Raw genomic sequence first — 24,801 nt, forward strand, 5'->3', positions numbered from 1 at the left:
TTCATGATCGTCGACAAGGCCAATGCCGCGCTGGATTCCGTCTACGGCGCCGACACGCCGGAAGCGCTTGAAGAGGCCTACGCCGCATGGGCCGCGACCTATGACAGCGAGACCGCCTCGCTCGGCTACCTGCTGCCGTTCCTGATCACCGCCTGGGTGGCGCGCCACGTCCCGGCTGATGAAGGGCCGCTGCTCGACGCCGGCTGCGGCACCGGCCTGTCGGGGCCGTCGCTGAAGGCGTTGGGTTACGGCGACATTGCCGGGCTGGATCTGTCGGACGACATGCTGAAGATCGCCGGCAGCCGCAATGCCTATGGCGAGCTGAAGCAGGCGATGCTGGGCGGTCCGCTGCCATGGCCGGATGGCCATTTCCGCGCCTTCTTCTCGACTGGCGTCTTCACGATCAGCCACGCGCCGGCCTCGGGCCTGCACGAGCTGGTGCGTATCACCAGAAAGGGCGGCCACGCCATCTTCACCGTGCGCGACCAGGTGTTCGAAAACGGCGGTTTTCAGGCGGTGTTCGATGAACTGGAGCGGGCGAGGAAATGGCGGCCTGTGGAGCAAAGCCCGTGGTTTCGCTGTTATGCGATCGCCGAGCCGGATGCATTGGTGAAGACGTTTGTGTTCGAGGTTTTGTGAGTACCGTCTTCAAGAGGGCGGCGCTACGCGAGACGACAACAAACAAGTCATTTTGCTGCCGCTTCGGGGGGTAGATTCAAATCCTTTGCAAGCTTCCGGTACTCGAGGGGAATTTTGACCTTCTCATACTCAGTCCGCCATTCTTCATAGCGCAAGGTGCTTTGTTCCTTAAAGCTGCGAATTGATCCGCCCCACATGGCTCCCATTCCGGACGAGATCATCAATCCCAGAATGGAAGCGACTACGAAATTCCGCTTGAATGTCGGAGACTCGACCTCTTCGGTGGTCGCAGCGATCGCCCGCAATGTCTGCTCTTTTGGCAATATGTATACGAGCAGACCAGACAACAGCGTTATTATTGCTGGTAAGAACGCATTGGCCGAGGGCTCACGACTTGAGCCGAGGAGCAATCCCAGCACGCTTCCGCTTACCGAAAATACCAATGATACTTTGACAACGCTGCGGCTACGGACAAGTAAAAATACGAACAAGCAAGAAATTAGCGAGACAATAATAACGGGAACAAGCGCAAGAAAGAAAGCGTTGAGGAAATGAATCCACGTCGCTGCTAAAAAATTAAGGACATGTTTCACGCGTTCCCCCAATTATGCGTTACGGTGAAATCAAATAATAGCTAGTCCGCTTTCGTGTTGGCATGATCTGTCGTTAAGCCGCCGTCCCCGTCCCCAGAATCAGGAGGAGGATCACACGAAAAATTGTCGCCTACCTTTCTACATTCTGCGTGCGCAAAGTTGGCGACTAGGAGAAATATTGCCAACCCTGAAGCCCACAAATAATCTTTGGCGCGCATTTCGAAGCTCCACCATTCTTTAGCAAGCGCTCAATCTTATATTTAAGCCCAAAAGATCGCAAGCCAGGCGTCGCACCCCGGGGGATTATTGCCGTTCAGCCAAAACATTGATATGAGCCACGCCATGGAAGAGCTTTTTGGCGATCCGGCCTACACAGGGTTCGTGCTGCAGGACAGAAAACGCCTGCCGTCGCGCTTTTCCGCGCGCGTCAGCGGCGCGCTGACCAGCCGACTTAGCTAGGCCGACCTGTCCAGGTCGTTGCGCCGGACCCGACCTGCCGGCATCTGCTCCTTTCCATTCTCATATCGACGGATTTACGCACATGAGCGCACCGCGCACCCTCTACGACAAGATCTTCGACGACCATGTGGTCGACCGCCAGGACGACGGCACCTGCCTGCTCTACATCGATCGCCACCTCGTCCACGAAGTGACGAGCCCGCAGGCCTTCGAAGGCCTGCGCCTGAGCGGCCGAAAGGTCCGGCATCCGGAAAAGACACTGGCCGTGGTCGATCACAATGTCTCGACCTCGCCCGAGCGCAAGTTCGGCATCAAGAACGAGGAAAGCCGCATCCAGGTCGAGGCGCTGGCCAAGAACGCCAGGGATTTCGGCGTCGAATATTATTCCGAGAACGATATCCGCCAGGGCATCGTCCACATCATCGGTCCCGAGCAGGGCTTTACCTTGCCCGGCATGACGATCGTCTGCGGCGACAGCCACACCTCGACGCACGGTGCTTTTGGCGCATTGGCGCACGGCATCGGCACCTCCGAGGTCGAGCATGTGCTGGCGACGCAGACGCTGATCCAGCGCAAGGCCAAGAACATGCTGGTGCGTGTCGACGGCGTGCTGCCGGAAGGCGTCACCGCCAAGGACATCATCCTGGCCATCATCGGCGAGATCGGCACCGCCGGAGGCACCGGCTATGTCATCGAATATGCCGGCGAGGCGATCCGCTCGCTGTCGATGGAAGGGCGCATGACGATCTGCAACATGTCGATCGAAGGCGGCGCGCGTGCCGGCCTGATCGCCGCCGACGAGACGACCTTCGCCTATGTCAAGGACAAGCCGCGCGCGCCGAAGGGCGCGGCCTGGGATGCGGCACTCGAATACTGGAAGACGCTGCAGTCGGACGAAGGCGCGCATTTCGACAAGGTGATCGTGCTCGACGCGGCCAAGCTGCCGCCGATCGTCTCCTGGGGTTCGTCGCCCGAGGATGTCGTCTCGGTGCAAGGTATCGTGCCGAACCCGGCCGACATCACCGATGAGAACAAGCGCACCTCCAAGCAGCGCGCGCTCGACTATATGGGCCTGACGCCGGGGACGAAAATCACCGACATCGCGCTCGACCGCGTCTTCATCGGCTCCTGCACCAATGGCCGTATCGAGGATCTGCGCGCCGTCGCCAAGGTGGTCGAAGGCAAAACGGTCAGTGCGCATGTCGATGCGATGATCGTGCCGGGCTCCGGCCTGGTGAAGGAACAGGCGGAAGCCGAGGGTCTCGACAAGATCTTCCTCGCCGCCGGCTTCGACTGGCGCGAGCCGGGCTGCTCGATGTGCCTGGCCATGAACGACGACCGGCTGAAGCCGCATGAGCGCTGCGCCTCGACCTCGAACCGCAATTTCGAGGGCCGGCAGGGCTTCAAAGGCCGCACCCATCTGGTGTCGCCGGCGATGGCGGCGGCGGCGGCGATCGCCGGCCACTTCGTCGACATCCGCGATTGGAAATAATCCCAACTTCAACAGAACCCGAGCCGCACGGGCTCGGGTTCAGGGTTTTCCGTCGCGGCGGACGAGCTCGTGGAACTCCTCCCGGCGTCCCGGCTGGTCGGCAGCGACCACAAGCGCCAACTGCTGCTCTTCGAAGAGCCTGAACCATTCGTCCCATTCGACGAGTTCATAGCCTCCGGCATTGATCGGCCGTTCCGGCTGGTCTTGATCCTGGTAGGCATGCTGGCCAAAGACCAGCCTCAACATGGGCTGTGTTCCCGCTTCGGGCGATATGTCGACGATCGCGGGAAAACCGGCTCGTCCGGCAGCCCACGAGCGGATTGCTTCGTGGTCGGTCAGTGTAATCATGTCGGCCATGGGCTGCTCCCGATTGTGACCTCAGAACGCTGGCCGCGGGTTGGGGTTCCCTGACAATATGTCGAGACTTGGCTCGGCTTAACCGCTTGTTTGGGCTTGCGCTCTAAGCTCTTCCCCGACGTCAGCGAGGGGAAGTCACCGTCTTTTGGACACCGGTCTGTTTATAGCGCTGCTCAATCCGACGATCGCGCTGGCCCTCGGCGCGGCGTTCCTCGTGCTATGGACCTATCAGCGCCATCGTCCCTATCTGGCCGTGCTGGCGCTCAGTTACTGCGTCTCGGCGCCGGGCTTTCTGTTCCAGTATTTCACCTTGCCAATCGGCATGGTGCTGACCAAGCTGGTGTCCAACATCTGCTTCGCCATTGCCGGTTGCTGCCTGTCCAGCGCCATTGTCGCCCGCTACGGCCGCAAGGTGCCTTATGTCGGGATCGGCGTGCTGGCGCTTGGCGGGCTGGTGTCCTTCTGTTGGTTCCTGTTCGTGGCGCCGGATCTCACCTGGCGTATCCTGGCGATGAATTTCGCCTTCGGAGGCATCAGTCTCCTGGTCGCCGCCGAACTCAGGCCGGTGCGCAACCACGGCCCGACGGAAAAAATCCTGTTCGTGTTGTCGCTGCTGTCGGGCCTCAATTTCTTCGTCCGCACCCTCGTCGTGGTCATCGCGCACGGCCCGTTTGCCAGCTATGACGGGTTCTATGGTTCGTCCTACTGGACGACCGCGCTGCTGTCGCACGCGCTTTTGTCGCTGCTGATCGCGCTCTGCCTGTTCACCGCCGCCGCACTCGACGTGATGAAGGCGCTGAAGACCGAGACGTTTACCGATCCGCTGTCGGGCCTGCTCAACCGCCGCGGTTTCGAGGAGCGCGCCGCGATGCTGCTGGAGACTTGCGCCAGGGCAAAATTCCCGGTGGCCCTGGTGCTGGCCGATCTCGACCACTTCAAGGCGCTCAACGATGTGCATGGCCATGCGGCGGGCGACCGCGTGATCGCCGACTTCGCCGCCAAGCTTCGGGCGGCGGCCGGGACGAGGGGTGCCGCGGGGCGCATCGGCGGCGAGGAGTTCGCCGTACTCCTGCCGCTCAGCGATCTCGCGTCGGCGCGATTGTTCGCCGAGGCCGTGCGCACGCTTTATTCGGCCGGCAGCGTCGACGGGCTTCCTCCGGGCACCAAGGTCACCGCCAGTTTCGGCGTGGCGGCGCGCAGCGGCGGCGAGGCGCTGGAGCCCCTGATGCGCCGCGCGGACGAGGCGCTCTACAAGGCCAAGAAGAACGGCCGCGACAGTGTGCGCCTGTCTTACGAGCGACCGGAAACGGTGTTCGTGGCGGAGCCGCTCAAGGCGAGCTGATCACGCGCGCCCGGCCTCGCGTTAACGTCTTTTTCGCCCGTCGATGCTTAGGTGGGGCTCGGGGTTTGAAAGAAAATGAGCGGCGCCAACTTCATCCTGTTGATCAATCTGTCGGTTGCCGGCCTGCTGGCGGCAGCCTTCATGGCGGTCGCATTGCATGATGCCGGCCGCGCGCCGGCGCGCTGGTTTGCCTTCGGCTACCTGCTGGGCATGGTCTATTCGGCCATCGAATTCAGCATTCCTGCCTTCAGCGATGCGCGGCTCCCGGTGGTCGCCGCCTTCGCGGTTTTCCTTGCCGCCACCATCGCCTTCAATGGCGGGCTGGCCCGCAAATACGGCGTGGCGCCGCCATGGTCGCCGATGCTGGTCTTCCTGTTCGCCGCCACCGTCGCCGTCTATTTCGTGCAGGACCTGCCGCGCCAATCGCTGGTCCGCATGATGGCCTACCAGCTTCCCTATGCCGTCATGCAGTTCGTCGGGCTGGCCATCGTCTGGTCGTCAAGACAAAGGCGTGGCCGGCTCGATCTCATATTGATGGGGGTGCTCGCGGCCAGTGGCCTGCAGTTCGCCTCCAAGCCGTTCATCGCCCATGCGCTGGGCGGCTGGGGCGCCAATCCGCAGGCCTACCTGCAAAGCAGCTACGCGCTGGTGTCGCAGTCGCTCGGCACCGTCTTCGCGCTGGCGCTGGCGCTGCTGACGCTGGCGATACTCGCTCGCGATGTGCTGGCCGAAGTGATCTCGAAGTCGGAGATGGATATGCTGTCGGGGTTGCTCAATCGCGGGGGCTTCACGCGCCAGGCCGAGCTGGCGGTGCTTGGCGCCGTGCGGCAAGGCGTGCCGGTCGCCTTGGTGATTGCCGATCTCGATCATTTCAAGAGCATAAACGACGGTTTCGGCCATGCGTCCGGCGACCGGGTGATCGAGACCTTCGCCGGCCTGCTGCGGGAGGCCGCCGCCGGCCACCACGCCGCGGGCCGGATCGGTGGCGAGGAGTTCGCCATCATCCTGACGGGAACCAACCTTGCCGGCGCCCGGCTGTTCGCCGAGGGCACGCGCAGCGCGTTCGGCACGCTGCCCATCGACGGGCTGCCGGCCGACAATCGCTGCACGGCGAGCTTCGGGGTTGCCGAACTTCATCCGGGCGAAACCATTGCCGATCTCATGCGGCGTGCCGACGAGGCGCTTTATCTGGCGAAGAATGCCGGACGCGACTGCGTGCGTGTCTCAGCCGGACCGGGAGGCGAGTGGCCGGCTAATGCAATGGTCGTGAGTTCCAGATCAGGGTGACGTTTGGTTGGACCGTCATCCTGATCCAACTCTTTTCTGGAGCATGATCTCTTCCGAAAACCGGTTCCCACTTTTCGGAATCACGCTCTAGCGGCAGGGGCTGAGTTCGGGCATCTCGCCTTCGGAAAGCCCGTACATGTAGCTTCTGCCCTTGACGAAGACCGGCGGCCGGTAGCAATCGCTGCCGCCCGATATCTCATCGGCTTCGTCCTGGTAGATCACCTTGGGCTGGCCGGCGCTGGTGTAGTCGGACAGTCGCTTGGCGAGCTTGCCTTCGCCAACGATGATGCGCTTGTAGCCGGCTGAGCTGTCGATGACGAGATTGCCGAGGGAATCGGCGTAGACGCGATCCTGGTGGCGAGCCCCCGCAAGTGCGGGTGTCGCCAGGCCGGCGACCAAGGCGGCCACGATGAGCGCCGCGAGGCGCGATCTGCCAGAGTTGGAACGCATGACGTCCTCCTGATGGTTAGAGGCCCCTGATGGGTAGAGGCCAAAGCGCGTCGCGACGCGCCTTAATCCTTGTTTGGATGCATGCCGTTGTCCCAAAACCGCTGACGCGTTCTTGGACGACATGCATTGGCTCCTCGAATCAGAAATTAACCTTTTCTTAACCTTTGTTAAGAGGCCGGCGCGTTTGCCGGCGATGTCTCGTCAAACATGGTTAATTTCCGACTTGAGGGAAAACCCCGTGGCCATCATTCGGCCATGCTTGACCGCACCATCGCCGCCAGCCATCGGGTCGACCTTGATCTTGGCAAAAGCATCGCGGCTAGCTTGCCGCAGGGGAGGACAGCATATGGCGTTGCGGCGGACGGTTTGGGTGTCCTTTCTCCCGTTGCTCGCCATCGTTGCCGCCTGTGTGCCGCAGGATAACGCGCCGAAGGCGGCCAACACCGTCTCGCCCGCGCCGGCTCAGCAATCCATGGCAGCCGTGGCGCCTCCGACATCGCCAACCAAGATCACCACCGACCTTACCGCGCCGCGATCCGCAGTGGGTACGGCAACCTATGGATGCGGCAATGGCAGCGCGATCACCATTCAGAATCTCGGCTCGTCGTTGCGTGTGATCGGGCCGGACGGCGGGACCGAAGAATTCGTGGCGTCGCCCGCCAACCAGTCCAGCCGCTATCAGGAAGCCGCCACGCATAACGCAATCGTGATCGACGGGCGCGAGGCGCTGGTGATGAAGAGGGGCTCGACGCCGCGGACCTGCAGGCGATAGACCGCACGGCTAACGAGTTGTGTATGCTGCACTGCAGCGACATCGAGCGCGGCGCGGGCCACCAGCCCCTAATCGATTGAAGCCCGAGCCTGCCGTTTTGTCAGACTAAATGACGTTTCCAAAACGATTTTCTGGCTTTGACGCGGTGCAAAAAGAGCATTAGAAACCCGCTGTCCGAAGTCATACATAAGGGGGGCAAATGCCGCTTTCCATCGCGGCTCCGGACGTCGAACTGGGGGAGCCATGAGCAGATCACCAGCCACCCGCGCCAATGCCAGACGTGAACGGCCGCTGTCGCCGCATCTGACGGTCTACCGGCCGCCGATCACCATGATGATGTCGATCATCCATCGCATCACCGGCGGTGCGCTCTATTTCGGCACGCTGCTGGTCGCGATCTGGCTGATGGCGGCGGCAAGCTCGCAAGGCGCCTTCGACTGGGTCAACTGGGCCTTCGGCACCTGGCTCGGCCGGCTCATCCTGTTCGGCTACACCTGGGCGCTGATGCACCACATGCTGGGCGGTGTGCGCCACCTTGTCTGGGACACCGGCGCCGGTCTCGAAAAGCACACGGCGTCGAAGATCGCCTGGGCGACGCTGGCCGGCTCGATCCTGCTCACATTGCTGATCTGGGTCGCCGGCTACATGGCGCGGGGAGCCTGATCATGAGCACTGGCAAGACCGACATGCGCACGCCGCTGGCCAGGGTCCGCGGCCTGGGTTCCGCCCGCGAAGGCACCGGGCATTTCTGGCGCCAGCGGCTGACGGCGATCGCCAACATTCCGCTGATCCTGTTTTTCACCGGCTTCCTGATTGCGCTCAACGGCGCCAGCTATGCTGAGGTGCGCGCAGCGCTCGCCAATCCACTGGTGGCCCTGGTGATGGCACTGGTGCTCATTTCTCCCCTTTATCACATGCGTATCGGCATGCAGGTGATCATCGAGGATTACGTGCATGCCGAAGGCATGAAGCTGGCGCTCATCGCGCTCAATACTTTTTTCACGGTAGTGGTCGGCGTCGCCTCGATCTTCGCCCTGCTCAAGCTGGCATTCGGAGGCTGATTTGGCCAAGGACGCGAAATCGGCCAATACGGCAGGTTACACTTTCGTCGACCACAAATTCGATGTGGTGGTCGTCGGCGCCGGAGGGGCTGGCCTGCGCGCCACGCTCGGCATGGCCGAACAGGGCCTGCGCACGGCGTGCATCACCAAGGTGTTCCCGACCCGCTCGCATACGGTGGCCGCGCAAGGCGGCATTGCCGCTTCGCTCGCCAATATGGGCCCGGACAACTGGCAATGGCATCTCTTCGATACCGTCAAGGGGTCGGACTGGCTGGGCGACATCGACGCGCAGGAGTACATGGTCCAGCAGGCGCCCGCCGCCGTCTACGAACTCGAGCATTACGGTGTGCCGTTCTCGCGCACCGAAGAAGGCAAGATCTATCAGCGGCCGTTCGGCGGCATGATGATGAATTTCGGCGAAGGCCCGCCCGTGCAGCGCACCTGCGCCGCCGCCGACCGAACCGGCCATGCCATGCTGCACACGCTCTATGGCCAGTCGCTGAAGCACAACGCGCAGTTCTTCATCGAGTATTTCGCGCTCGACCTGATCATGGAGCCGGACGGCACCTGCACCGGCGTCGTCGCGTGGAATCTCGACGACGGCACCATCCACCGGTTCTCGGCCAAGATGGTGGTGCTGGCGACCGGCGGCTATGGCCGCGCCTATTTCTCGGCGACGTCGGCACACACATGCACCGGCGACGGCGGCGGCATGGCAGCCAGGGCCGGCTTCCCGCTGCAGGACATGGAGTTCGTGCAGTTCCACCCGACCGGAATCTACGGTGCCGGCTGCCTGATCACCGAAGGCGCGCGCGGCGAGGGCGGCTACCTCGTCAATTCCGAAGGCGAACGCTTCATGGAGCGCTACGCGCCGTCGGCCAAAGACCTTGCCTCACGCGACGTGGTGTCGCGCTGCATGACGCTGGAAATCCGCGAGGGCCGCGGCGTCGGCCCGAAGAAGGACCATATCTTCCTGCATCTCGACCATCTCGACCCGGCCGTCCTGCATGAGCGGCTGCCCGGCATTTCGGAATCGGCCAAGATCTTCGCGGGCGTCGATCTGACCAAGGAGCCGATCCCCGTGCTGCCGACGGTGCACTACAATATGGGTGGCGTGCCGACCAACTATTGGGGCGAAGTGCTGAGCCCGACGGCGGAGAACCCGGACCGGGTGTCGCCCGGGCTGATGGCCGTCGGCGAGGCGGGCTGCGCCTCGGTGCACGGCGCCAACCGGCTGGGCTCGAACTCGCTGATCGATCTGGTCGTGTTCGGCCGCGCGGCGGCGATCCGGGCCGGCCAGGTCATCGACCGCAATTCGGCTATCCCTTCGCCCAACGAAGCCTCTGTCGAAAAGATCATGGACCGCTTCGACCGGCTGCGCCACGCCAATGGCTCGACGCCGACGGCGGTGCTGCGGGAGAAGATGCAGAAGGCGATGCAGGAGGACGCGGCGGTGTTCCGCACCCAGGAATCGCTGGACAATGGCTGCAAGCGCGTCTCGCAGATCTGGGGCGAGCTCAAGGACATAAAAGTGTCCGACCGCTCGATGATCTGGAACTCCGACCTGGTCGAGACGCTTGAGCTGGAAAATTTGATGGCCAATGCCATCACCACGGTCTATGGCGCCGCGGCGCGCAAGGAGAGCCGTGGCGCACACGCCCGCGAGGATTTTTCGGCGCGCGACGACGTGACCTGGCGCAAGCATACGCTGGCGCGGCTCAACGAAGCCGGCGAGGTGACGCTCAGCTATCGGCCGGTGCACACCGAATTGCAGCGCAAGGAAGCCGACGGCGGTATCAACCCGGCCAAGATCGCGCCCAAGGCCAGGGTGTATTGACCATGGCGCTGGCGGCAGCGGGATATTCCGGCACGCCCCTTCCGGCCAAGCTCGGCCTGAAGGACGGTATGACCGCCGCCTTCATCGCGCTGCCTGTGGAACTCGATGCGTTGGCCGGCGCCGTCGATTTTGCCGAGGTCGACCGGCTTGCCGAATGGTCCGACATTTCAGGCAGCCATCAAAGATACGACGCCGTCCATGCCTTCACCCGGCAGCGCGCCGAGATCGAGGATCGCCTGGGCGATGTCGAAGCGGCGATCAAGCGCGACGGCATGGTCTGGGTGTCCTGGCCGAAAAAGGCGTCGAAGGTGCCGACCGACGTCACCGAAGGCGTTGTCCGCACTGAAGCGCTGAAGCTCGACCTTGTCGATGTGAAGGTCGCCGCCGTCAATGAAATCTGGTCCGGGCTGAAGCTCGTCATCCGAAAGGACCTGAGGTAAATGGTCGAACTGACGCTCCCCAAGAACTCGAAGATCCAGCAGGGCAAGACCTGGCCGAAGCCGGAGGGCGCCACCAATCTGCGGGAATACCGCATCTACCGCTGGTCGCCCGACGATGATGAGAATCCGCGCATCGACACCTATTTCGTCGACATGGACGATTGCGGGCCGATGGTGCTCGACGCGCTGCTGTGGATCAAGAACAAGATCGACCCGACGCTGGCCTTGCGCCGCTCCTGCCGCGAAGGCATTTGCGGCTCCTGCGCCATGAACATCGACGGCTCCAACACGCTGGCCTGCACCAAGGGCTGCGACGACATTTCCGGCGCCGTGAAAGTCTACCCGCTGCCGCACATGCAGGTGGTGAAGGATCTGGTGCCCGACCTCACCAATTTCTACGCCCAGCACGCCTCCATCGAGCCGTGGCTGAAGACGGTGTCGCCGGAGCCGGCCAAGGAATGGCTGCAGAGCCATGAGGACCGCGAGAAGCTCGACGGGCTCTACGAATGCATATTGTGCGCCTGCTGCTCGACCTCGTGCCCGAGCTACTGGTGGAACGGCGACCGCTATCTCGGCCCCGCAACCCTGCTGCAAGCCTATCGCTGGCTGATCGACAGCCGCGACGAAGCCAAGGGCGAGCGCCTCGACAATCTCGAGGACCCGTTCCGTCTCTATCGCTGCCACACCATCATGAACTGCGCCCAGACCTGCCCCAAGGGGCTGAACCCGGCCAAGGCAATCGCCGAGATCAAGAAGATGATGGTGGAGAGACGGGTTTAGGCGGAGGTTAGTCTCGACGAAATTGTCGTCTGTAGCGATCCGTCACACCCCCCTCTGTCCTGCCGGACATCTCCCCCGCAAGGGGGGAGATTGGCCGTCATCTCGACTTTCGCTACTTTCCACCGTTGCAAGAGTGGATCGACAGCGCTGAAGCTGTTGATCTCCCCCCTTGCGGGGGAGATGTCCGGCAGGACAGAGGGGGGTGCTGTCCCTCGACCTCAAAAAGGATACTCATCCAATGAGCGAAGACCTTCCCATCCTTTCCCCCGTCGAAGCCCGCGTGCTCGGCTGCCTGATCGAGAAGAAGGAGCTGACGCCGGATGTCTATCCGCTGACGCTCAATGCAGCCCTTGCCGCCGCCAACCAGAAGACGGCGCGCGAACCTGTGATGGCGCTGGAGCAGACAGAGGTGCACCGGGCATTGAAGCTGCTTGAGCAGAANGACGGCGCGCGAACCTGTGATGGCGCTGGAGCAGACAGAGGTGCACCGGGCATTGAAGCTGCTTGAGCAGAAGGGGCTGGTGCGGCAGATGTTCGGCTCTCGCGTGGAGCGCTATGAGCATCAGATGGCGCAGCGCTTCTCGCTGACGACGCCGCAGACCGCCTTGCTCGGCCTGCTCCTGTTGCGCGGGCCGCAAACGGCGCATGAACTCCTGGCGCGCGCCGAGCGCATGGCGCGGTTTTCGTCGATCGAGGCGCTGCGGGGTGAACTCGATATGCTGATCGGCCGTCGCCCGCCGCTGATCCAGGAAATCCCGCGCGGGCCAGGCCAACGCGAGGACCGCTACGTGCATCTCCTCGCCGGCCCGGTGGACATTGCTGCCCTTTCGGCGCAGCGGAGCGCGCCAGCCATGCCTGCCTCCGACCTGGAGGCGAGATTGGAGGCGCTGGAGCAGGAAGTCGCCGCACTACGCGCCCGGCTTGACGCGCTGGGCGGTTGAGGGTTCGCCGCTCAGGGCGCCGGCGCCCATAACGAAAACGCCGGCTCTCAGGCCGGCGTTCGTCACTTCCGGTCGGCCTGCTCAACCAAGCCGGGCGTCGAGCGATACGTTGATGGCGCCGAGCGCCTTCGAGACCGGGCATTCGGCCTTGGCTTTCTCGGCCAATTCCTTGAATTTAGCCGCGTCGATGCCGGGCACCTTGCCGACCAGCGTGATGGCGCTGCCGGTGATGCCGGTGCCGGGAACCAACGTCACCACGGCCTTGGCGTCGAGTTCGGCGGCGGGCGTGCCATTCTCGGCCAGGAAGTGCGAAAGCTGCATGGCGTAGCAGCCGGCGTGAGCCGCCGCGATCAGCTCTTCCGGATTGGTGCCGGATTTGCCGCTCTCGTCCTCGAAGCGCGCCTTGAACGAATAGGGCGTGCCCTTGAGCGTCCCGCTCTGCGTGTCGAGCGTGCCCTGGCCCTCTTTCAGATTGCCTTTCCAGACGGCGTTTGCAGTGCGGTCCATGAAGTCCTCCTTGGTCGTCGTGAATTTGTCCTGGGTGAGCCCAGCGTCCGGCCAACTATAGCGCGGGTGTGTGCGAAGACCACTCCCGCTGTTTGGACATTTGCGCGCTGTTGGCTGCGGCGGGTTCGAACTTTTTGGAAAAAAGTGCGTGCAAAAATGTCGACTTCCATCCGGCCCGACCGTCCTGCGGGCGGCCACGGAGTTGTGGCCGGATGGAGGTTCACATGGATAATCTGTTTTTCGCGCTGTGGAACAACCCGGGCCACAAGGCTCAGCGACGGCAGGACTTCTGGCTGGATCCGCCGGCGTCCGGTTTCGGCAGGCTGCTGGCGGCTGTCGCCATCATCGCGGTCGCGGCGTGTTTGCTCGACCATGCGGCAGCGGTCGACGGCAAGGCTGACACGCTCGTGGCGGCATCCTATGATTCATCCCAGCACGGGAGTTCGAAATGAAATATGTCTGCCTGGTCTATGGTGAGGAGAAAGACCTCTATGCGCTGACCCCGGAGGGGATGGCCAAGCTCGATGCCGATTCGCTGGCCTATGACAGGTCCCTGGATCAAGCGGGCAAGCTGATCATCGCGCAGGCGCTGCAATCGGTGAGGACGTCGAAGTCGGTGCGACGGCGAGAGGGCAAGCGCCTGATCACCGACGGCCCTTTCGCCGAAACCAAGGAGCAGCTGCTCGGTTTCGTGATGATCGAAGCCGACAATCTCGAGCAGGCGCTGGACATCGCCGGCGACATTCCGCTGGCTGAACTGGGCACCATCGAGGTGCGCGCGATCTACAATGTGCCGGGATCATAGGCAGGATTGTTTGCCTGCGGCCCAACGGAATAGGTGCCTGGCTGAGCGGCCGAGATTTCTTCGCCGTTGAAGCAAGCCGAGAGTTCTCCTATCGTCGCCGGGATCTTGGGGGAATCCGACATGCCTTTCCTGATTGCCGTTCTCGGCGTGCTCGGAGCGGCGGCGCTCTGGTGGTACCGGATGAAGGCCATGAACGAAGCCGCGCGTGACGTTGCCGATGTGATCGGCCGGGTCCAGGGCTCCGTGCGTCGCAAGAAACTGCGCAAGCAGGCGGCCCTGTCGCCGCTGACGGCGATCGACGACCCGGTGGTGGCGGCGGCAACGCTCATCACCGCGATCGTCTCCGAGGACGGGCCGGTGCTGCCGCAGCGCGAGGCCGTCATCCGGTCGGTGATCTCGGAAATCGCCGACAAGAAGAAGACCGACGAGGCGGTGATCTACGCCAAATGGGCGGTCTCGCAGATCGACGACACGACGATCGTCATCGACAAACTGGCGCCGTTCCTGCGCGAGCGTCTTGACGTGTCGGAACGCAACGATCTCCTGCAGATGGTCAACCGCGCCGCCCAGGGCGGCGAGAAGCGCCTCGAGATCGCCGACCAACGCATTTTGCGGCTGCGGCAGAAGCTCGGTTTCGAGGTCAATTAGGCTTGACCGCACACCCTGGTGTGTCCGCCCGTGAGACGGTCAGATCGCTTCGCCCTTCAACAGGCGCGGCGTGCCGGCGGACAGTCCCGACGCCTGGCGGATGAAGAAATCCTTCAGGCGCGGCATGCGTTCGACGAGGCCGAGGCCGATGTCGCGGACGGTGCGCAGCGGGGCGATGTCGTTGGAAAACAGCCGGTTCAGCACATCCGTCGTGACGCCCATCTGCACCGTGTCGAAACGGCGCCATTGCTGGTAGCGCTCGAGCACGTCGAGCGCGCCGATGTCCTGGCCGAGCCGGTCCGCCTCGACAATCACCTCGGCGAGCGCCGCCACATCCTTGAAGCCGAGATTGAGCCCCTGGCCGGCGATCGGGTGGATGCCGTGGGCTGCGTCGCCGGCAAGCGCGATACGCGGGGCGACGAAGGCACGTGCGATGGTGAGGCCGAGCGGCCAGGCGCGCGGTTTGTCGGCGACGCGGATTTCGCCGAGCTTCAGGCCGAAGCGCAGTTCGAGTTCGTGCTCGAAGACGAGATCGTCGCCTTCGACGAGCGCCTTGGCATCCTCCGCGCGTTCGACCCAGACGATCGACGAGCGGTTGGTGCCGTCCTCGTCGGGTTTCAGCGGCAAGGTGGCGAAGGGGCCGGCCGGTAAAAAGTGCTCTTCGGCGCGGCCATTGTGCGGACGTTCATGCGCCACGGTGCAGACGATGCCCGACTGGCCATAGTCCCACTTCACGGTCTTGATGCCGGCCATGTCGCGCAGCTTCGAATTGACGCCGTCGGCGGCAACCAAAAGCCGTGCCGTCAGCGCGGCACCGTCGGCCAGATGCACAGACATGCCGGCGCTATTGGTTTCGAAGCCTTGCACGGCAACGCCTTCGATGATGTCGATGCCGAGCTTTTCGGCCCTGGCCCGCAAGGCGCCGTTCAGCGCCCGGTTGGCGACCATATGCGCGAAAGGCTCGCCAGGGGCCACTTCGCCGCCGAAGGTCAGGAAGATCGGGCGCACCGGATCGGCGCTGCGCGAATCGGTGATGATCATCTCGGTGATCGCCTGCGCCTGCGGCGCGATCTCGGCCCAGACGCCGAGCTGGTCGAGCATGCGGCAGGCGGCCGCGGCGATCGCCGAGGCGCGGCCATCCCTTTGCCAGGCGCCGGCGGGCGCGGCATCGACCAGCGCCACGGCAAGGCCCGGGCGGGCCTGCTTCAGCGAGACGGCGGTGGCCAGGCCGACATAGCCGGCGCCGGCCACGAGGACATCGAGCCCGGATCTGGTCTTGGCGTCCGCCTTGCGTTCCATGTCTTGGCTCCTTGCGCTTCGACCGGGGCTTGCGCCCTTGACGGCTCGTTCTTCCTGTCGGAAACCGCCATAGCAATTTTGAGGCGAGGTCACAAAACATGACGGCGGCCATGGACGAGCTTCTCGGCATTCTCGACCTCGAGAGGCTGGAACACAATCTGTATCGTGGTCGCAGCCCCCAGGTGGAGTGGCAGCGCGTGTTCGGCGGCCAGACCATCGCCCAGGCCCTGGTGGCGGCGCAGCGTACGGTGGAGCCGGACCGCTTCGTGCATTCGCTGCACGGCTATTTCATGCGGCCTGGCGACATCAAGGTGCCGATCATCTACGAGGTCGACCGCATTCGCGACGGCGGCTCCTTCACCACCCGCCGCGTGCTGGCGATTCAGCACGGACAGGCGATCTTTTCGCTGGAAGCCTCGTTCCAGGTCGACGAGAAGGGGCTCGAACACCAATTCGCGCTGCCCGACGACGTGCCGCCGCCGGAAGGTCTGCAGACGCAGCGTCAGCTGCTCGAAAAAGCCGAGCGCGTGCCGGACGCGGTGCGCCGCTTCTGGGCGCGCGAGCGGCCGCTGGAGCTCAGGCCGGTCAATCTCCAGCACTATGAAAGCCGCGACAAGCTGCCGCCCCGCCAGAATGTCTGGATCCGCCTTGCCGGGCCGGTTCCCGACGACCGGGCGCTGCAATCGGTGTTGCTCGCCTATCTCTCCGATATGACGCTGCTCGACACCTCTACCTTCGCGCATGGGCGCGGCCTGTTCGATCCCGATATCCAGGCGGCGAGCCTCGACCATTCCATGTGGTTCCACCGGCCGCACGCGCTCGACGGCTGGCTGCTCTATGCGCAGGACAGCCCGTCGAGCTCGGGATCGCGCGGCTTCAGCCGCGGTACGCTCTATGCACGCGACGGCACGCTGATCGCCTCGATGGCCCAGGAAGGCTTGATCCGGCTCAAGCGTTGAGCACTGCGAGTCTTGTTTGAGCAGGATCTCTGGACAAACGAAAACCGTTTGTCCGCGAAAACCGGCTCCGTGTTTCGGTCCCATGCACAAAGCCGGCGAAATAGGCAATTTCGAAAAATTGCACATTTTTTGTGCATACGCTTAGGCGTGCCTGTGTGCACGAGGCGGCCGACAGCCTCTCAATCCTTTTGTTTACAACGGGTTAATGTTCTGCCTCCGCAATTGGCATGAAGCTTGAATCCTTGTTGGCACTCTCCGGCTCTTTGGGATCGGTGAAGTCGTGCAAACGCGGGTCACCGCAACAGCAAAGGGTGAAACCTTATGAAAATCGTGATGGCAATCATCAAGCCGTTCAAGCTCGACGAGGTACGCGAAGCGCTGACCGCCGTCGGCATCCAGGGCCTGACCGTCACCGAAGTCAAAGGCTACGGGCGTCAGAAGGGGCATACGGAAATCTATCGCGGTGCGGAATACGCGGTCAGTTTCCTGCCGAAGATCAAGATCGAGGTCGCAGTCAGTGGCGACATGGTCGACAAGGCCGTCGAAGCCATCACGGCGGCGGCCAAGACCGGCCAGATCGGCGACGGCAAGATCTTCGTTTTCGGCATCGATCAGGCGGTGCGCATCCGCACCGGCGAAACAGACACCGACGCGCTCTGAGCGGCGAACACGTATTCCAATGGAGAGTTCAATGAATATTTCTTCTACCTTGAAGACGACGGGACGCGCCGCCCTTTTGGGCTCGCTCGCTCTCGCAGCGTTGGGCAGCGTCGCCGCCTTCGCGCAGGAAGCGGCTCCGGCCGCCGCGGCCGCCGCGCCAACGCCAGTGCTCGACACCGGCAACACCGCCTGGATGCTGACCTCGACGGCGCTGGTGCTGATGATGACCATCCCCGGCCTGGCGCTGTTCTACGGCGGCATGGTGCGCAAGAAGAACGTGCTTGCCACCATCATGCAGAGCTTTGCCATCACCTGCCTGGTGACGGTGCTGTGGTTCATGTTCGGCTATTCGCTGGCCTTCTCCGACGGCGGCGGCATGAACAGCTATATTGGCGGCGCCTCGAAATTCTTCCACCACGGCATCACGACCTCGTCGTTGTGGCTGCCGGGGGTTGCGAACATTCCCGAGTTCGTCTTCTCGATGTTCCAGATGACCTTTGCCATCATCACCCCGGCGCTGATTGCCGGCGCCTTCGCCGAACGGTTCAAATTCTCGGCACTGCTGATCTTCATGGCGCTCTGGCTGCTCATCGTCTACGTGCCGATCGCGCATTGGGTCTGGGGCGGCGGCTTCCTCGGCTCAGCTGGCGTGCTCGACTTCGCCGGCGGCACGGTCGTCCACATCAATGCCGGTGTCGCGGGCTTGGTCTGCGCGCTGGTCCTGGGCAAGCGCGAAGGCTACGGCACCACCAACATGGCGCCGCACAACCTGGTCTATTCGGTGATCGGCGCCTCGCTGCTGTGGGTCGGCTGGTTCGGCTTCAACGCCGGTTCGGAACTGGCGGCTGACGGCCTTGCCGGTGCGGCCATGCTCAACACCCAGGTTGCCACCGCCGCGGCGGCGCTGGCCTGGATGTTCGCCGAATGGATCGTCGCCAAGAAGCCTTCGGTGCTCGGCATCATCTCGGGTGCCGTCGCCGGCCTCGTCGCGGTGACGCCGGCTTCCGGCTTCGTCAACCCGACCGGCGCCTTCATCGTCGGCATCCTTGCCGGTGTCATCTGCTACATCTCGGCGGTCAAGGTGAAGCACATGTTCGGCTATGACGACTCGCTGGACGCCTTCGGCGTGCACGGCGTCGGCGGCGTGGTCGGCGCCCTGCTCACCGGCGTGCTGGCCGATCCCGCGATCAACAGCCTGTCGTCGGGCGCTTCGCTCGGCAAGCAGATCTACGGCGTCGCGGTCACCATCGTGTGGACGGCCGTCGCCACCTTCGTGATCCTCTACGTCGTCAAGGCACTGGTTGGGCTGCGCCCGACGACCCAGGAAGAGGTCGAGGGTCTCGACATCTCCCAGCATGGCGAAGTCGTGCCGTAAGGCCGGCTTGGCCAACGGGACCGGCGGATCCTCCTCCCGCCGGTCCCCTGCCTGTTCCACGCAATCGCGGGCGGCAATGCACTTGCACCCTGCAATTGCCTCGAAGAAGATCCCGTCGTGACACTCCCGAAAGGAGTTCACGCCTTGAGGCCCGGATCGTATCCGGGCCTCTTTTTTTGGTGCAGGCATTCTGCCGCTGCCGGGATTCATGCAATCACGTTCGCGTGAACAAGTTTTTCGAAGAAACATCGACCGCCCAGGCCCCGAACTGTGGGGACGAATCGCCGTTCCGACGATCGCTTTTCAAACACAGGGAAGGAATTTTCTCATGAACTTCAAGAATATCTGCCTCGGGGCACTCGCGCTTTCCATGGTCAGTGGCGTGGCAGTTGCCGGTGCTCTCGACGAACCGGACAACATGGCGCCGTTCTTCACCGATTCCAGCATGAAAACCATGAAGCCGATGGAAGAATTCAAGGCCGCCTTCATGGCCATGCCGAAGGAGAAGCAGGACGCCATGATGAAGGAATGCCAGGACGCGGCGATGAGCAAGGCGCATGCCGAGTTCTGCGCCAATGTGAAGGCGCTTGGCGGGGCCAACAAGTAACGCGCTGCCCGATCCCAAAACGAATGGATGGCGGGCCAACGCGCCCGCCATTTTCATGCGGGTGGGTTGGCCGGAAGATTTTCATGCAATGGGAGTGGCTCCACCGGTCTTATAGTTAATGCAGCCTTAACCTTCCCACGCCTAGTCTGGTCTCCGAATCTGCCGGAGTGCGTCATGCGCTCGGGCCGGGCAATCACTGACGGGGAAGAGCATGCGTTCAGGGGCTTCAGCACCGCTCGCGATGGCCGATACGGGGCACGGCATCCAGGCTTTCGCGCGACGCCAGGTCGGCCGGCTTGTCGGCGTCGGCCTGTTCCTGACTGTTGCCTTCGGGATCGCCAGCCTCGCCACCTGGAACGTTGCCGATCCAAGCTTCTCGCACGCGACGAACAACATCGTCACCAACGCCATGGGCTATGCCGGCGCGGTGTTCTCCGACCTTGCCATGCAGTTTTTCGGCCTCGCCGCGGTTGCCGCGCTGGTTCCGGCGGTGATCTGGGGCTACCTCCTGTTTTCGGCGCGCGGCGTCGACAGGCTGCCCAAGCGCGGTCTGTACTGGTTCGGCTTCGCGCTGCTTTGCGCCGCGATCGCCGGCTGCATCGTCCCGCCCAAGACCTGGCCGCTGCCGACCGGCCTCGGCGGCGTGTTCGGCGACATGGTGCTCAAGATTCCCGGTGTCCTCATCGGCGGCTATCCGACCGGGCTGATCGCCAGCGTGCTTGCCGTGCTTTTGGCCGCGCCGGCGCTCTGGCTGTTCGCCTACGGCGCGGCGCTGACCGGACGCAAGAACGGCTTCGCCGTCATGGAAGAGCCGGCCGCCGCTGACCCGCGCGAGGACGAGCTTTTGTTCGACAATGACGAGGATGAGGGCGACGAGGGCATATTGGCGCTCGGTGCGATCACCCATTGGTGGCTCTCGTTGCGTGCATGGATGCACCGCCGCGCCGTGCGCCGCCAGCGCGAGCGGGACGAGTACGAGCCGGAGATGGAGCCGCGCGCCAGCGCCTGGCGCCGTGCCGCCGAACGGGTCGAATCGGCCGAGTTCGCGGAGCAGCGCATGAGCCAGGACGGCCGCGCCCGCGTCGAGCCTGAATTCTTCGCCGCCATGGTCAATGACCGCAGCGTTTCCGTCGATCCCGACGATGACGACATCTTCGACCGCGACGACCGGGACATGGATTTCGACGACGAGCCCGTCGCGCCGCGCCGCGCCGCGCCCACGGCCAAGGTGCAGCAGTTCCGTTCCGATGCCGCCACCCGCGTCGAGGCGCCGGCGNCCCGCGTCGAGGCGCCGGCGCCGCGCCCGGCCCCGGGCGCTCGCGTCCAGCGCGAGGCGCAGACATCGATGATCGGCTCGGACACGTTCGAGATGCCGTCGCTGCATTTCCTGTCCGAACCGAAGAACGTTGCGCGAGACCCAAGTCTCTCCAAGGATGCGCTGGAACAGAATGCGCGCCTGCTCGAAGGCGTTCTGGAAGATTTCGGCGTCAAGGGCGAGATCATCGCCGTCCGCCCGGGTCCCGTCGTGACGCTCTACGAGCTCGAACCGGCGCCGGGCATCAAATCGTCGCGCGTCATCGGCCTTTCCGACGACATCGCCCGCTCGATGAGCGCGATCGCCTGCCGCGTCGCCGTGGTGCCTGGCCGCAACGCCATCGGCATCGAACTGCCGAACGCCAAGCGCGAGACGGTGTATCTCCGGGAAATCATGGCCAGCCGTGATTTCGAGACCACCAAGGCCAAGCTGGCGCTGGCGCTGGGCAAGACCATCAATGGCGAGGCGGTCATCGTCGACATCGCCAAGATGCCGCACGTGCTGGTCGCCGGCACCACCGGCTCGGGCAAGTCGGTCGCCATCAACACCATGATCCTGTCGCTGCTCTACCGGCTGACGCCGCAGGAATGCCGGCTGATCATGATCGACCCGAAGATGCTGGAACTCTCCGTCTATGACGGCATCCCGCATCTGCTCACGCCGGTCGTCACCGATCCGAAGAAGGCGGTCGTGGCGCTGAAATGGACCGTGCGCGAGATGGAGGACCGCTACCGCAAGATGTCCAAGGTCGGTGTGCGCAACATCGACGGTTTCAACGCACGCGTCCAACAGGCCGAGAAGAAGGGCGAGAAGATTTCGCGTACGGTGCAGACCGGCTTCGACCGCCAGACGGGCGAGGCGATCTACGAGACCGAGGATCTCGATCTCGAGCCGATGCCCTATATCGTCGTCATCATCGACGAAATGGCCGACCTGATGATGGTCGCCGGCAAGGATATCGAAGGTGCTGTGCAGCGCCTGGCGCAGATGGCGCGTGCGGCCGGCATCCACGTCATCATGGCGACGCAGCGTCCGTCGGTCGACGTCATCACCGGCACCATCAAGGCCAACTTCCCGACCCGCATCTCCTTCCAGGTGACGTCGAAGATCGACAGCCGCACCATCCTTGGGGAGCAGGGCGCCGAACAGCTGCTCGGCATGGGTGACATGCTCTACATGGCCGGCGGCGGCCGCATCCAGCGCGTGCACGGCCCCTTCGTCGCCGACGAGGAGGTGGAGAAGATCGTTGCGCATCTGAAGCTGCAGGGCGTGCCGGAATATCTCGACGCCATCACCGAGGATGACGACGAGGATGATGACGAACCGTCCGGCAAGGGCGGATCGGGCGGCGGTGGCGGCGGCAATTTCGAGGATTCCGACGACCCCTACGACCAAGCGGTCGCCGTGGTGCTGCGCGACGGCAAGGCGTCGACCAGCTATATCCAGCGCCGTCTCGGCATCGGCTACAACCGCGCCGCCTCGATCATCGAGAAGATGGAAAAGGAAGGCATTGTCGGACCGGCCAACCATGCGGGAAAACGCGAAATCCTGGTGCCGACCGAAGACGACAAATTCTGACAAAGGGGCGTTCGCGGCAACTTTGAACTTTCTGGCGCGTTCATGGCACGAAGCAGCGTTCGCCCGGTCAAACTTAAGCCCAACTGGGGGTCCACCACAGCCACCAAATCAGGAATCAGACGAGAGTGACCGATATGAAAAATGATCTTTCAGTGCTCAGCGATCTTGCCCCGACACGCCGCCAGCTGCTCGGCCTTGGCCTTGCCTTCGCGGGTGCAGCGGCCATCAATTTGGTGCCCGGGTTCCAGCTGCTGGCCTCGGCGCAGGCGGCCGTGCCGGCGGCCGCGCAGAAGATCGCCGACCATTTTTCCGCGGTCAAATCGATGAGTGGCGAATTCGTCCAGTTCGGCCCCAAGGGCGAGCAGACCGGCGGCAAGTTCTTCCTGGAACGGCCGGGCAAGATCCGCTTCAACTATGACGGCTCGTCGAATTTCAAGGTGATTTCCGACGGCAAGTCGGTGGTCATCCTCAACAAGAAAATGAACACGTCCGATCTCTATCCGCTGTCGAAAACGCCACTGAAGCTTTTGCTCGACGACCGCATCGACCTATCCGGCGACCGCGTCAAAAGCGTCAAGCAAGAGGATGATCTCACCACCATCCAGCTTTCCGACAAGTCGGTGTTCGGCAATGCGCGCATCACCATGATGTTCGATCCAAAAACCTATGATTTGCGCCAGTGGACGATCACCGATGCGCAGGGCAAGGACACCACGGTGATGATCTTCAACACCAAGGAAGGCGTCAGCTTCGCCCCGGATACCTTTGCCATCGACTATACGGCGAACCGCGAGCTGAATACGAAGACAAGATAAGTTCTCTTTGGGCGCTAGCGCTGCCCCTCATCTGGCTGCCGCCATCTTCTCCCCGTGAACGGGGAGAAGGACGCTGGACCGCCGATTTCGCCAATNGCCCCTCATCTGGCTGCCGCCATCTTCTCCCCGTGAACGGGGAGAAGGACGCTGGACCGCCGATTTCGCCAATTGCAAGCGTTGAAAGAAGGCGCCGCGGCCCGGCCAGCTTCTTTCTCCCCGTTTACGGGGAGAAATGCCCGGCAGGGCAATGAGGGGCGGCGCTGAGATTGGCGGTTAGCACCCGCTTGTTTTTATATCGCGCGGCTGGCAGTAGTTCGGGAACCAACTTCATAGGGCACAATGTCCTGTCCGGCCGTCCTAGAGCTGGCGGGGCTTGCTCCGCCCCGGACTGGATTCCCGCGCATGCCCTTTTCCATCGCCACCTGGAACATCAACTCCGTGCGCCTGCGGATGCCGATCGTCGAGCGCTTGCTGGTCGAGCAGGCCCCCGATGTGCTCTGCCTGCAGGAAACGAAAGTTCCTGATGAGCTGTTTCCCGAAAAGGCGTTCCGCAAGCTCGGCTACGAGCACATCGCCTTCCACGGCCAGAAGGGCTACCACGGCGTGGCGACGGTGGCGCGGCGGCCGATCGCGGTGGTCGAGAAGCGCCGTTTTTGCGAGATCGAGGACAGCCGGCACCTTTCGGTGACGGTGCGGGCCGGCGGCAAGACGATCCTGGTGCACAATTTCTACGTTCCGGCGGGCGGCGACGAACCAAACCCCGAGATCAACAAGAAATTCAAGCACAAGCTCGATTTCGTCGCCGAAATGAACGCCATCCGCGCCGAGCATGACGAGGTGTCGGCTTCGGTCCTGGTCGGCGACCTCAACATCGCGCCGCTCGAACATGATGTCTGGTCGCACAAGCAATTGCTCAACGTGGTCAGTCACACGCCGGTCGAGACCGAGAACTTCGAAGCGATGCGGCTGGCCGGCAATTGGGTCGACCTGATGCGGCTCAACGTACCATCAGAACAGAAGCTCTACACCTGGTGGAGCTATCGCGCGCAGGACTGGGAAGCGTCGAACCGGGGCCGTCGGCTCGACCATGTCTGGTCGTCGCCGAACCTGGTGCCAAGTTTCACCGGCTACGAAATCCTGCGCCTGGCGCGCGGTTGGGAACGCCCGTCGGACCACGTGCCGGTGATTGCGCGGTTCGATCTGGACTAGCTCACTCCGAAAAGCGCGGCGCCAGTTTCTCGATGCGGCGGATCATCGCCTGGAATTCCTCGGATATGCGCTCATGCAGCTTCACCGCGACTTCCGGATATTCTTCCAGGATGCGGCGGAACATCTTGCGGCTGAGCCGGATCACTTCCGAGTCGATCTCGGCCGACGCGCTGGTCAGCCGGTTGGTGTCGGCGATCAATGCCAGTTCACTCAGGATGGTGCCGGGGCCGGCCGTGCCGATCGGGATGCGCGCGCCATTCTGCTCGCGGTAGAGCACGATGCGCCCGCTGACCACGATATAGGCTGAATCGGCCTCGTCGTCCTCGCGGTAAAGCTTGTGGTTGGCTTGCAGCACGGTGTTCTCGGCGCCGAAGGCGAGCAGGCGCAACTGTTCCTGCGTGAAGCCCTCGAAGAGCCTCACGGCGGACAGGATGCGGATGTCGTCATCCAACGCCATCTCTAGCTGCGTCCCCGAACGGTCAGTCCAATCCCTCCTTCACGAGCAGACCCTGAATCCCCTCCGACAGGATCGCACCCGAAAGCGGTCCCGCCCAGACCGCTCATTGGATAATGA

Annotated in this window: 26 protein-coding genes and 1 pseudogene; 21 read left to right on the plus strand and 6 right to left on the minus strand. The window is 63.3% G+C overall.

The window, feature by feature from the left end; genetic code table 11:
- The first annotated feature begins 3 nt into the window (after positions 1-3).
- Positions 4-639, plus strand: coding sequence for a class I SAM-dependent methyltransferase (locus tag X743_RS154680; RefSeq protein WP_023765907.1), 636 nt, complete (start codon positions 4-6; stop codon positions 637-639).
- A 47-nt stretch (positions 640-686) separates the two neighbouring features.
- Here the strand turns inward: X743_RS154680 and X743_RS1000000172060 are convergent, their stop codons facing one another.
- Positions 687-1,232: a hypothetical protein gene (locus tag X743_RS1000000172060; protein WP_156934425.1), complete on the minus strand. Its 546-nt coding sequence runs from the start codon at positions 1,230-1,232 to the stop codon at positions 687-689.
- A 541-nt stretch (positions 1,233-1,773) separates the two neighbouring features.
- Between X743_RS1000000172060 and leuC the strand changes: the two genes are divergently transcribed.
- Entirely contained in the window at positions 1,774-3,183 is a 1,410-nt protein-coding gene (leuC, locus tag X743_RS154670) for a 3-isopropylmalate dehydratase large subunit (protein ID WP_013892274.1), read from the plus strand.
- A 39-nt stretch (positions 3,184-3,222) separates the two neighbouring features.
- Here the strand turns inward: leuC and X743_RS154665 are convergent, their stop codons facing one another.
- A complete protein-coding gene (locus tag X743_RS154665) occupies positions 3,223-3,540 on the minus strand; it encodes a hypothetical protein (protein ID WP_023765910.1) in 318 nt (105 codons plus the stop codon).
- Positions 3,541-3,685: 145 nt separating this feature from the next.
- Between X743_RS154665 and X743_RS154660 the strand changes: the two genes are divergently transcribed.
- Together X743_RS154660 and X743_RS154655 are read left to right on the plus strand one after the other, a co-directional pair.
- Positions 3,686-4,882 (plus strand): GGDEF domain-containing protein, encoded by a 1,197-nt coding sequence (locus X743_RS154660; RefSeq protein ID WP_023765911.1) that lies wholly within the window; start codon positions 3,686-3,688, stop codon positions 4,880-4,882.
- 75 nt (positions 4,883-4,957) lie between these two features.
- Positions 4,958-6,169 (plus strand): GGDEF domain-containing protein, encoded by a 1,212-nt coding sequence (locus X743_RS154655; RefSeq protein WP_023765912.1) that lies wholly within the window; start codon positions 4,958-4,960, stop codon positions 6,167-6,169.
- An 87-nt stretch (positions 6,170-6,256) separates the two neighbouring features.
- Here X743_RS154655 and X743_RS154650 read toward each other — a convergent pair whose 3' ends face one another.
- A complete protein-coding gene (locus X743_RS154650) occupies positions 6,257-6,619 on the minus strand; it encodes a hypothetical protein (RefSeq protein WP_023765913.1) in 363 nt (120 codons plus the stop codon).
- A gap of 346 nt (positions 6,620-6,965) precedes the next feature.
- Here X743_RS154650 and X743_RS154645 point away from each other — a divergent pair, with 346 nt between their 5' ends.
- The 7 genes and pseudogenes from X743_RS154645 to X743_RS01000000168945 all read left to right on the plus strand — a co-directional run bounded on the left by X743_RS154645 (position 6,966) and on the right by X743_RS01000000168945 (position 12,450).
- On the plus strand, positions 6,966-7,391 hold the full coding sequence (locus tag X743_RS154645) for a hypothetical protein (RefSeq protein WP_023765914.1): 426 nt from the start codon (positions 6,966-6,968) through the stop codon (positions 7,389-7,391).
- Between the two features lie 243 nt (positions 7,392-7,634).
- Positions 7,635-8,054, plus strand: coding sequence for a succinate dehydrogenase, cytochrome b556 subunit (gene sdhC, locus X743_RS154640; protein WP_023765915.1), 420 nt, complete (start codon positions 7,635-7,637; stop codon positions 8,052-8,054).
- Positions 8,055-8,056: 2 nt separating this feature from the next.
- Complete coding sequence (gene sdhD / locus X743_RS154635) at positions 8,057-8,452, plus strand: succinate dehydrogenase, hydrophobic membrane anchor protein (RefSeq protein WP_023765916.1); 396 nt, start codon at positions 8,057-8,059, stop codon at positions 8,450-8,452.
- A 1-nt stretch (position 8,453) separates the two neighbouring features.
- The gene (gene sdhA / locus X743_RS154630) at positions 8,454-10,289 is read left to right on the plus strand and encodes a succinate dehydrogenase flavoprotein subunit (RefSeq protein WP_023765917.1); all 1,836 of its coding nucleotides are present in this window, start codon (positions 8,454-8,456) and stop codon (positions 10,287-10,289) included.
- A gap of 2 nt (positions 10,290-10,291) precedes the next feature.
- Positions 10,292-10,729, plus strand: a complete 438-nt coding sequence (locus tag X743_RS154625) for a DUF3052 family protein (RefSeq protein ID WP_023765918.1) — start codon at positions 10,292-10,294, stop codon at positions 10,727-10,729.
- Entirely contained in the window at positions 10,730-11,509 is a 780-nt protein-coding gene (locus X743_RS154620; RefSeq protein ID WP_023765919.1) for a succinate dehydrogenase iron-sulfur subunit, read from the plus strand. It abuts the gene before it with no gap.
- A gap of 238 nt (positions 11,510-11,747) precedes the next feature.
- Positions 11,748-12,450 (plus strand): annotated as a pseudogene (locus tag X743_RS01000000168945) (DUF480 domain-containing protein).
- Positions 12,451-12,531: 81 nt separating this feature from the next.
- Here X743_RS01000000168945 and X743_RS154615 read toward each other — a convergent pair.
- Entirely contained in the window at positions 12,532-12,957 is a 426-nt protein-coding gene (locus X743_RS154615; protein ID WP_023765920.1) for an OsmC family protein, read from the minus strand.
- Between the two features lie 224 nt (positions 12,958-13,181).
- On the opposite strand from X743_RS154615, the gene X743_RS154610 reads away from it, so the two are divergent.
- The 3 genes from X743_RS154610 to X743_RS154600 all read left to right on the plus strand — a co-directional run bounded on the left by X743_RS154610 (position 13,182) and on the right by X743_RS154600 (position 14,410).
- On the plus strand, positions 13,182-13,409 hold the full coding sequence (locus X743_RS154610) for a hypothetical protein (RefSeq protein WP_023765921.1): 228 nt from the start codon (positions 13,182-13,184) through the stop codon (positions 13,407-13,409).
- Positions 13,406-13,762, plus strand: a complete 357-nt coding sequence (locus X743_RS154605) for a YciI family protein (RefSeq protein WP_023765922.1) — start codon at positions 13,406-13,408, stop codon at positions 13,760-13,762. The genes X743_RS154610 and X743_RS154605 overlap by 4 nt, the downstream gene beginning before the upstream one ends.
- Before the next feature lie 120 nt (positions 13,763-13,882).
- Positions 13,883-14,410, plus strand: coding sequence for a hypothetical protein (locus X743_RS154600; protein WP_023765923.1), 528 nt, complete (start codon positions 13,883-13,885; stop codon positions 14,408-14,410).
- Between the two features lie 39 nt (positions 14,411-14,449).
- On the opposite strand, the gene X743_RS154595 is transcribed toward X743_RS154600, so the two are convergent.
- Complete coding sequence (locus tag X743_RS154595; RefSeq protein ID WP_023765924.1) at positions 14,450-15,709, minus strand: ubiquinone biosynthesis hydroxylase; 1,260 nt, start codon at positions 15,707-15,709, stop codon at positions 14,450-14,452.
- 98 nt (positions 15,710-15,807) lie between these two features.
- On the opposite strand from X743_RS154595, the gene tesB reads away from it, so the two are divergent.
- The 7 genes from tesB to X743_RS154560 all read left to right on the plus strand — a co-directional run bounded on the left by tesB (position 15,808) and on the right by X743_RS154560 (position 24,227).
- Positions 15,808-16,668 carry an acyl-CoA thioesterase II gene (tesB, locus tag X743_RS154590; RefSeq protein WP_023765925.1) on the plus strand — a complete coding sequence of 287 codons (861 nt, stop codon included), beginning with the start codon at positions 15,808-15,810 and terminating at the stop codon, positions 16,666-16,668.
- A 321-nt stretch (positions 16,669-16,989) separates the two neighbouring features.
- The gene (locus X743_RS154585) at positions 16,990-17,328 is read left to right on the plus strand and encodes a P-II family nitrogen regulator (RefSeq protein WP_023765926.1); all 339 of its coding nucleotides are present in this window, start codon (positions 16,990-16,992) and stop codon (positions 17,326-17,328) included.
- Between the two features lie 31 nt (positions 17,329-17,359).
- The gene (locus tag X743_RS154580) at positions 17,360-18,703 is read left to right on the plus strand and encodes an ammonium transporter (RefSeq protein ID WP_023765927.1); all 1,344 of its coding nucleotides are present in this window, start codon (positions 17,360-17,362) and stop codon (positions 18,701-18,703) included.
- Positions 18,704-19,031: 328 nt separating this feature from the next.
- Positions 19,032-19,310, plus strand: a complete 279-nt coding sequence (locus tag X743_RS154575) for a hypothetical protein (protein WP_023765928.1) — start codon at positions 19,032-19,034, stop codon at positions 19,308-19,310.
- A gap of 211 nt (positions 19,311-19,521) precedes the next feature.
- Positions 19,522-22,203, plus strand: a complete 2,682-nt coding sequence (locus X743_RS154570) for a DNA translocase FtsK (protein ID WP_023765929.1) — start codon at positions 19,522-19,524, stop codon at positions 22,201-22,203.
- Between the two features lie 134 nt (positions 22,204-22,337).
- On the plus strand, positions 22,338-23,018 hold the full coding sequence (locus X743_RS154565) for an outer membrane lipoprotein carrier protein LolA (protein WP_013892296.1): 681 nt from the start codon (positions 22,338-22,340) through the stop codon (positions 23,016-23,018).
- A 402-nt stretch (positions 23,019-23,420) separates the two neighbouring features.
- Positions 23,421-24,227 carry an exodeoxyribonuclease III gene (locus X743_RS154560; protein WP_023765930.1) on the plus strand — a complete coding sequence of 269 codons (807 nt, stop codon included), beginning with the start codon at positions 23,421-23,423 and terminating at the stop codon, positions 24,225-24,227.
- A gap of 1 nt (position 24,228) precedes the next feature.
- Here X743_RS154560 and X743_RS154555 read toward each other — a convergent pair whose 3' ends face one another.
- Positions 24,229-24,684, minus strand: coding sequence for a Crp/Fnr family transcriptional regulator (locus X743_RS154555; protein WP_023765931.1), 456 nt, complete (start codon positions 24,682-24,684; stop codon positions 24,229-24,231).
- Between the last annotated feature and the right edge of the window lie 117 nt (positions 24,685-24,801).

Origin of the sequence: Mesorhizobium sp. LNHC232B00, assembly GCF_000502435.1 — a bacterium.
GTDB classification, from domain to species: Bacteria; Pseudomonadota; Alphaproteobacteria; order Rhizobiales; family Rhizobiaceae; genus Mesorhizobium; species Mesorhizobium opportunistum.

Coding starts and splice junctions, on each gene's coding strand:
- X743_RS154585 (WP_023765926.1), top strand. CDS start 16,990: ATGAAAATCGTGATGGCAATCATCAAGCCGTTCAAGCTCGACGAGGTA.
- tesB (WP_023765925.1), top strand. CDS start 15,808: ATGACGGCGGCCATGGACGAGCTTCTCGGCATTCTCGACCTCGAGAGG.
- X743_RS154655 (WP_023765912.1), top strand. CDS start 4,958: ATGAGCGGCGCCAACTTCATCCTGTTGATCAATCTGTCGGTTGCCGGC.
- X743_RS154555 (WP_023765931.1), bottom strand. CDS start 24,684: ATGGCGTTGGATGACGACATCCGCATCCTGTCCGCCGTGAGGCTCTTC.
- sdhC (WP_023765915.1), top strand. CDS start 7,635: ATGAGCAGATCACCAGCCACCCGCGCCAATGCCAGACGTGAACGGCCG.
- X743_RS154620 (WP_023765919.1), top strand. CDS start 10,730: ATGGTCGAACTGACGCTCCCCAAGAACTCGAAGATCCAGCAGGGCAAG.
- X743_RS154580 (WP_023765927.1), top strand. CDS start 17,360: ATGAATATTTCTTCTACCTTGAAGACGACGGGACGCGCCGCCCTTTTG.
- X743_RS154680 (WP_023765907.1), top strand. CDS start 4: ATGATCGTCGACAAGGCCAATGCCGCGCTGGATTCCGTCTACGGCGCC.
- X743_RS154615 (WP_023765920.1), bottom strand. CDS start 12,957: ATGGACCGCACTGCAAACGCCGTCTGGAAAGGCAATCTGAAAGAGGGC.
- X743_RS154605 (WP_023765922.1), top strand. CDS start 13,406: ATGAAATATGTCTGCCTGGTCTATGGTGAGGAGAAAGACCTCTATGCG.
- sdhD (WP_023765916.1), top strand. CDS start 8,057: ATGAGCACTGGCAAGACCGACATGCGCACGCCGCTGGCCAGGGTCCGC.
- X743_RS154625 (WP_023765918.1), top strand. CDS start 10,292: ATGGCGCTGGCGGCAGCGGGATATTCCGGCACGCCCCTTCCGGCCAAG.
- X743_RS154600 (WP_023765923.1), top strand. CDS start 13,883: ATGCCTTTCCTGATTGCCGTTCTCGGCGTGCTCGGAGCGGCGGCGCTC.
- X743_RS154645 (WP_023765914.1), top strand. CDS start 6,966: ATGGCGTTGCGGCGGACGGTTTGGGTGTCCTTTCTCCCGTTGCTCGCC.
- X743_RS154650 (WP_023765913.1), bottom strand. CDS start 6,619: ATGCGTTCCAACTCTGGCAGATCGCGCCTCGCGGCGCTCATCGTGGCC.
- X743_RS154575 (WP_023765928.1), top strand. CDS start 19,032: ATGAACTTCAAGAATATCTGCCTCGGGGCACTCGCGCTTTCCATGGTC.
- leuC (WP_013892274.1), top strand. CDS start 1,774: ATGAGCGCACCGCGCACCCTCTACGACAAGATCTTCGACGACCATGTG.
- X743_RS154665 (WP_023765910.1), bottom strand. CDS start 3,540: ATGGCCGACATGATTACACTGACCGACCACGAAGCAATCCGCTCGTGG.
- X743_RS154560 (WP_023765930.1), top strand. CDS start 23,421: ATGCCCTTTTCCATCGCCACCTGGAACATCAACTCCGTGCGCCTGCGG.
- X743_RS154565 (WP_013892296.1), top strand. CDS start 22,338: ATGAAAAATGATCTTTCAGTGCTCAGCGATCTTGCCCCGACACGCCGC.
- X743_RS154610 (WP_023765921.1), top strand. CDS start 13,182: ATGGATAATCTGTTTTTCGCGCTGTGGAACAACCCGGGCCACAAGGCT.
- X743_RS154595 (WP_023765924.1), bottom strand. CDS start 15,709: ATGGAACGCAAGGCGGACGCCAAGACCAGATCCGGGCTCGATGTCCTC.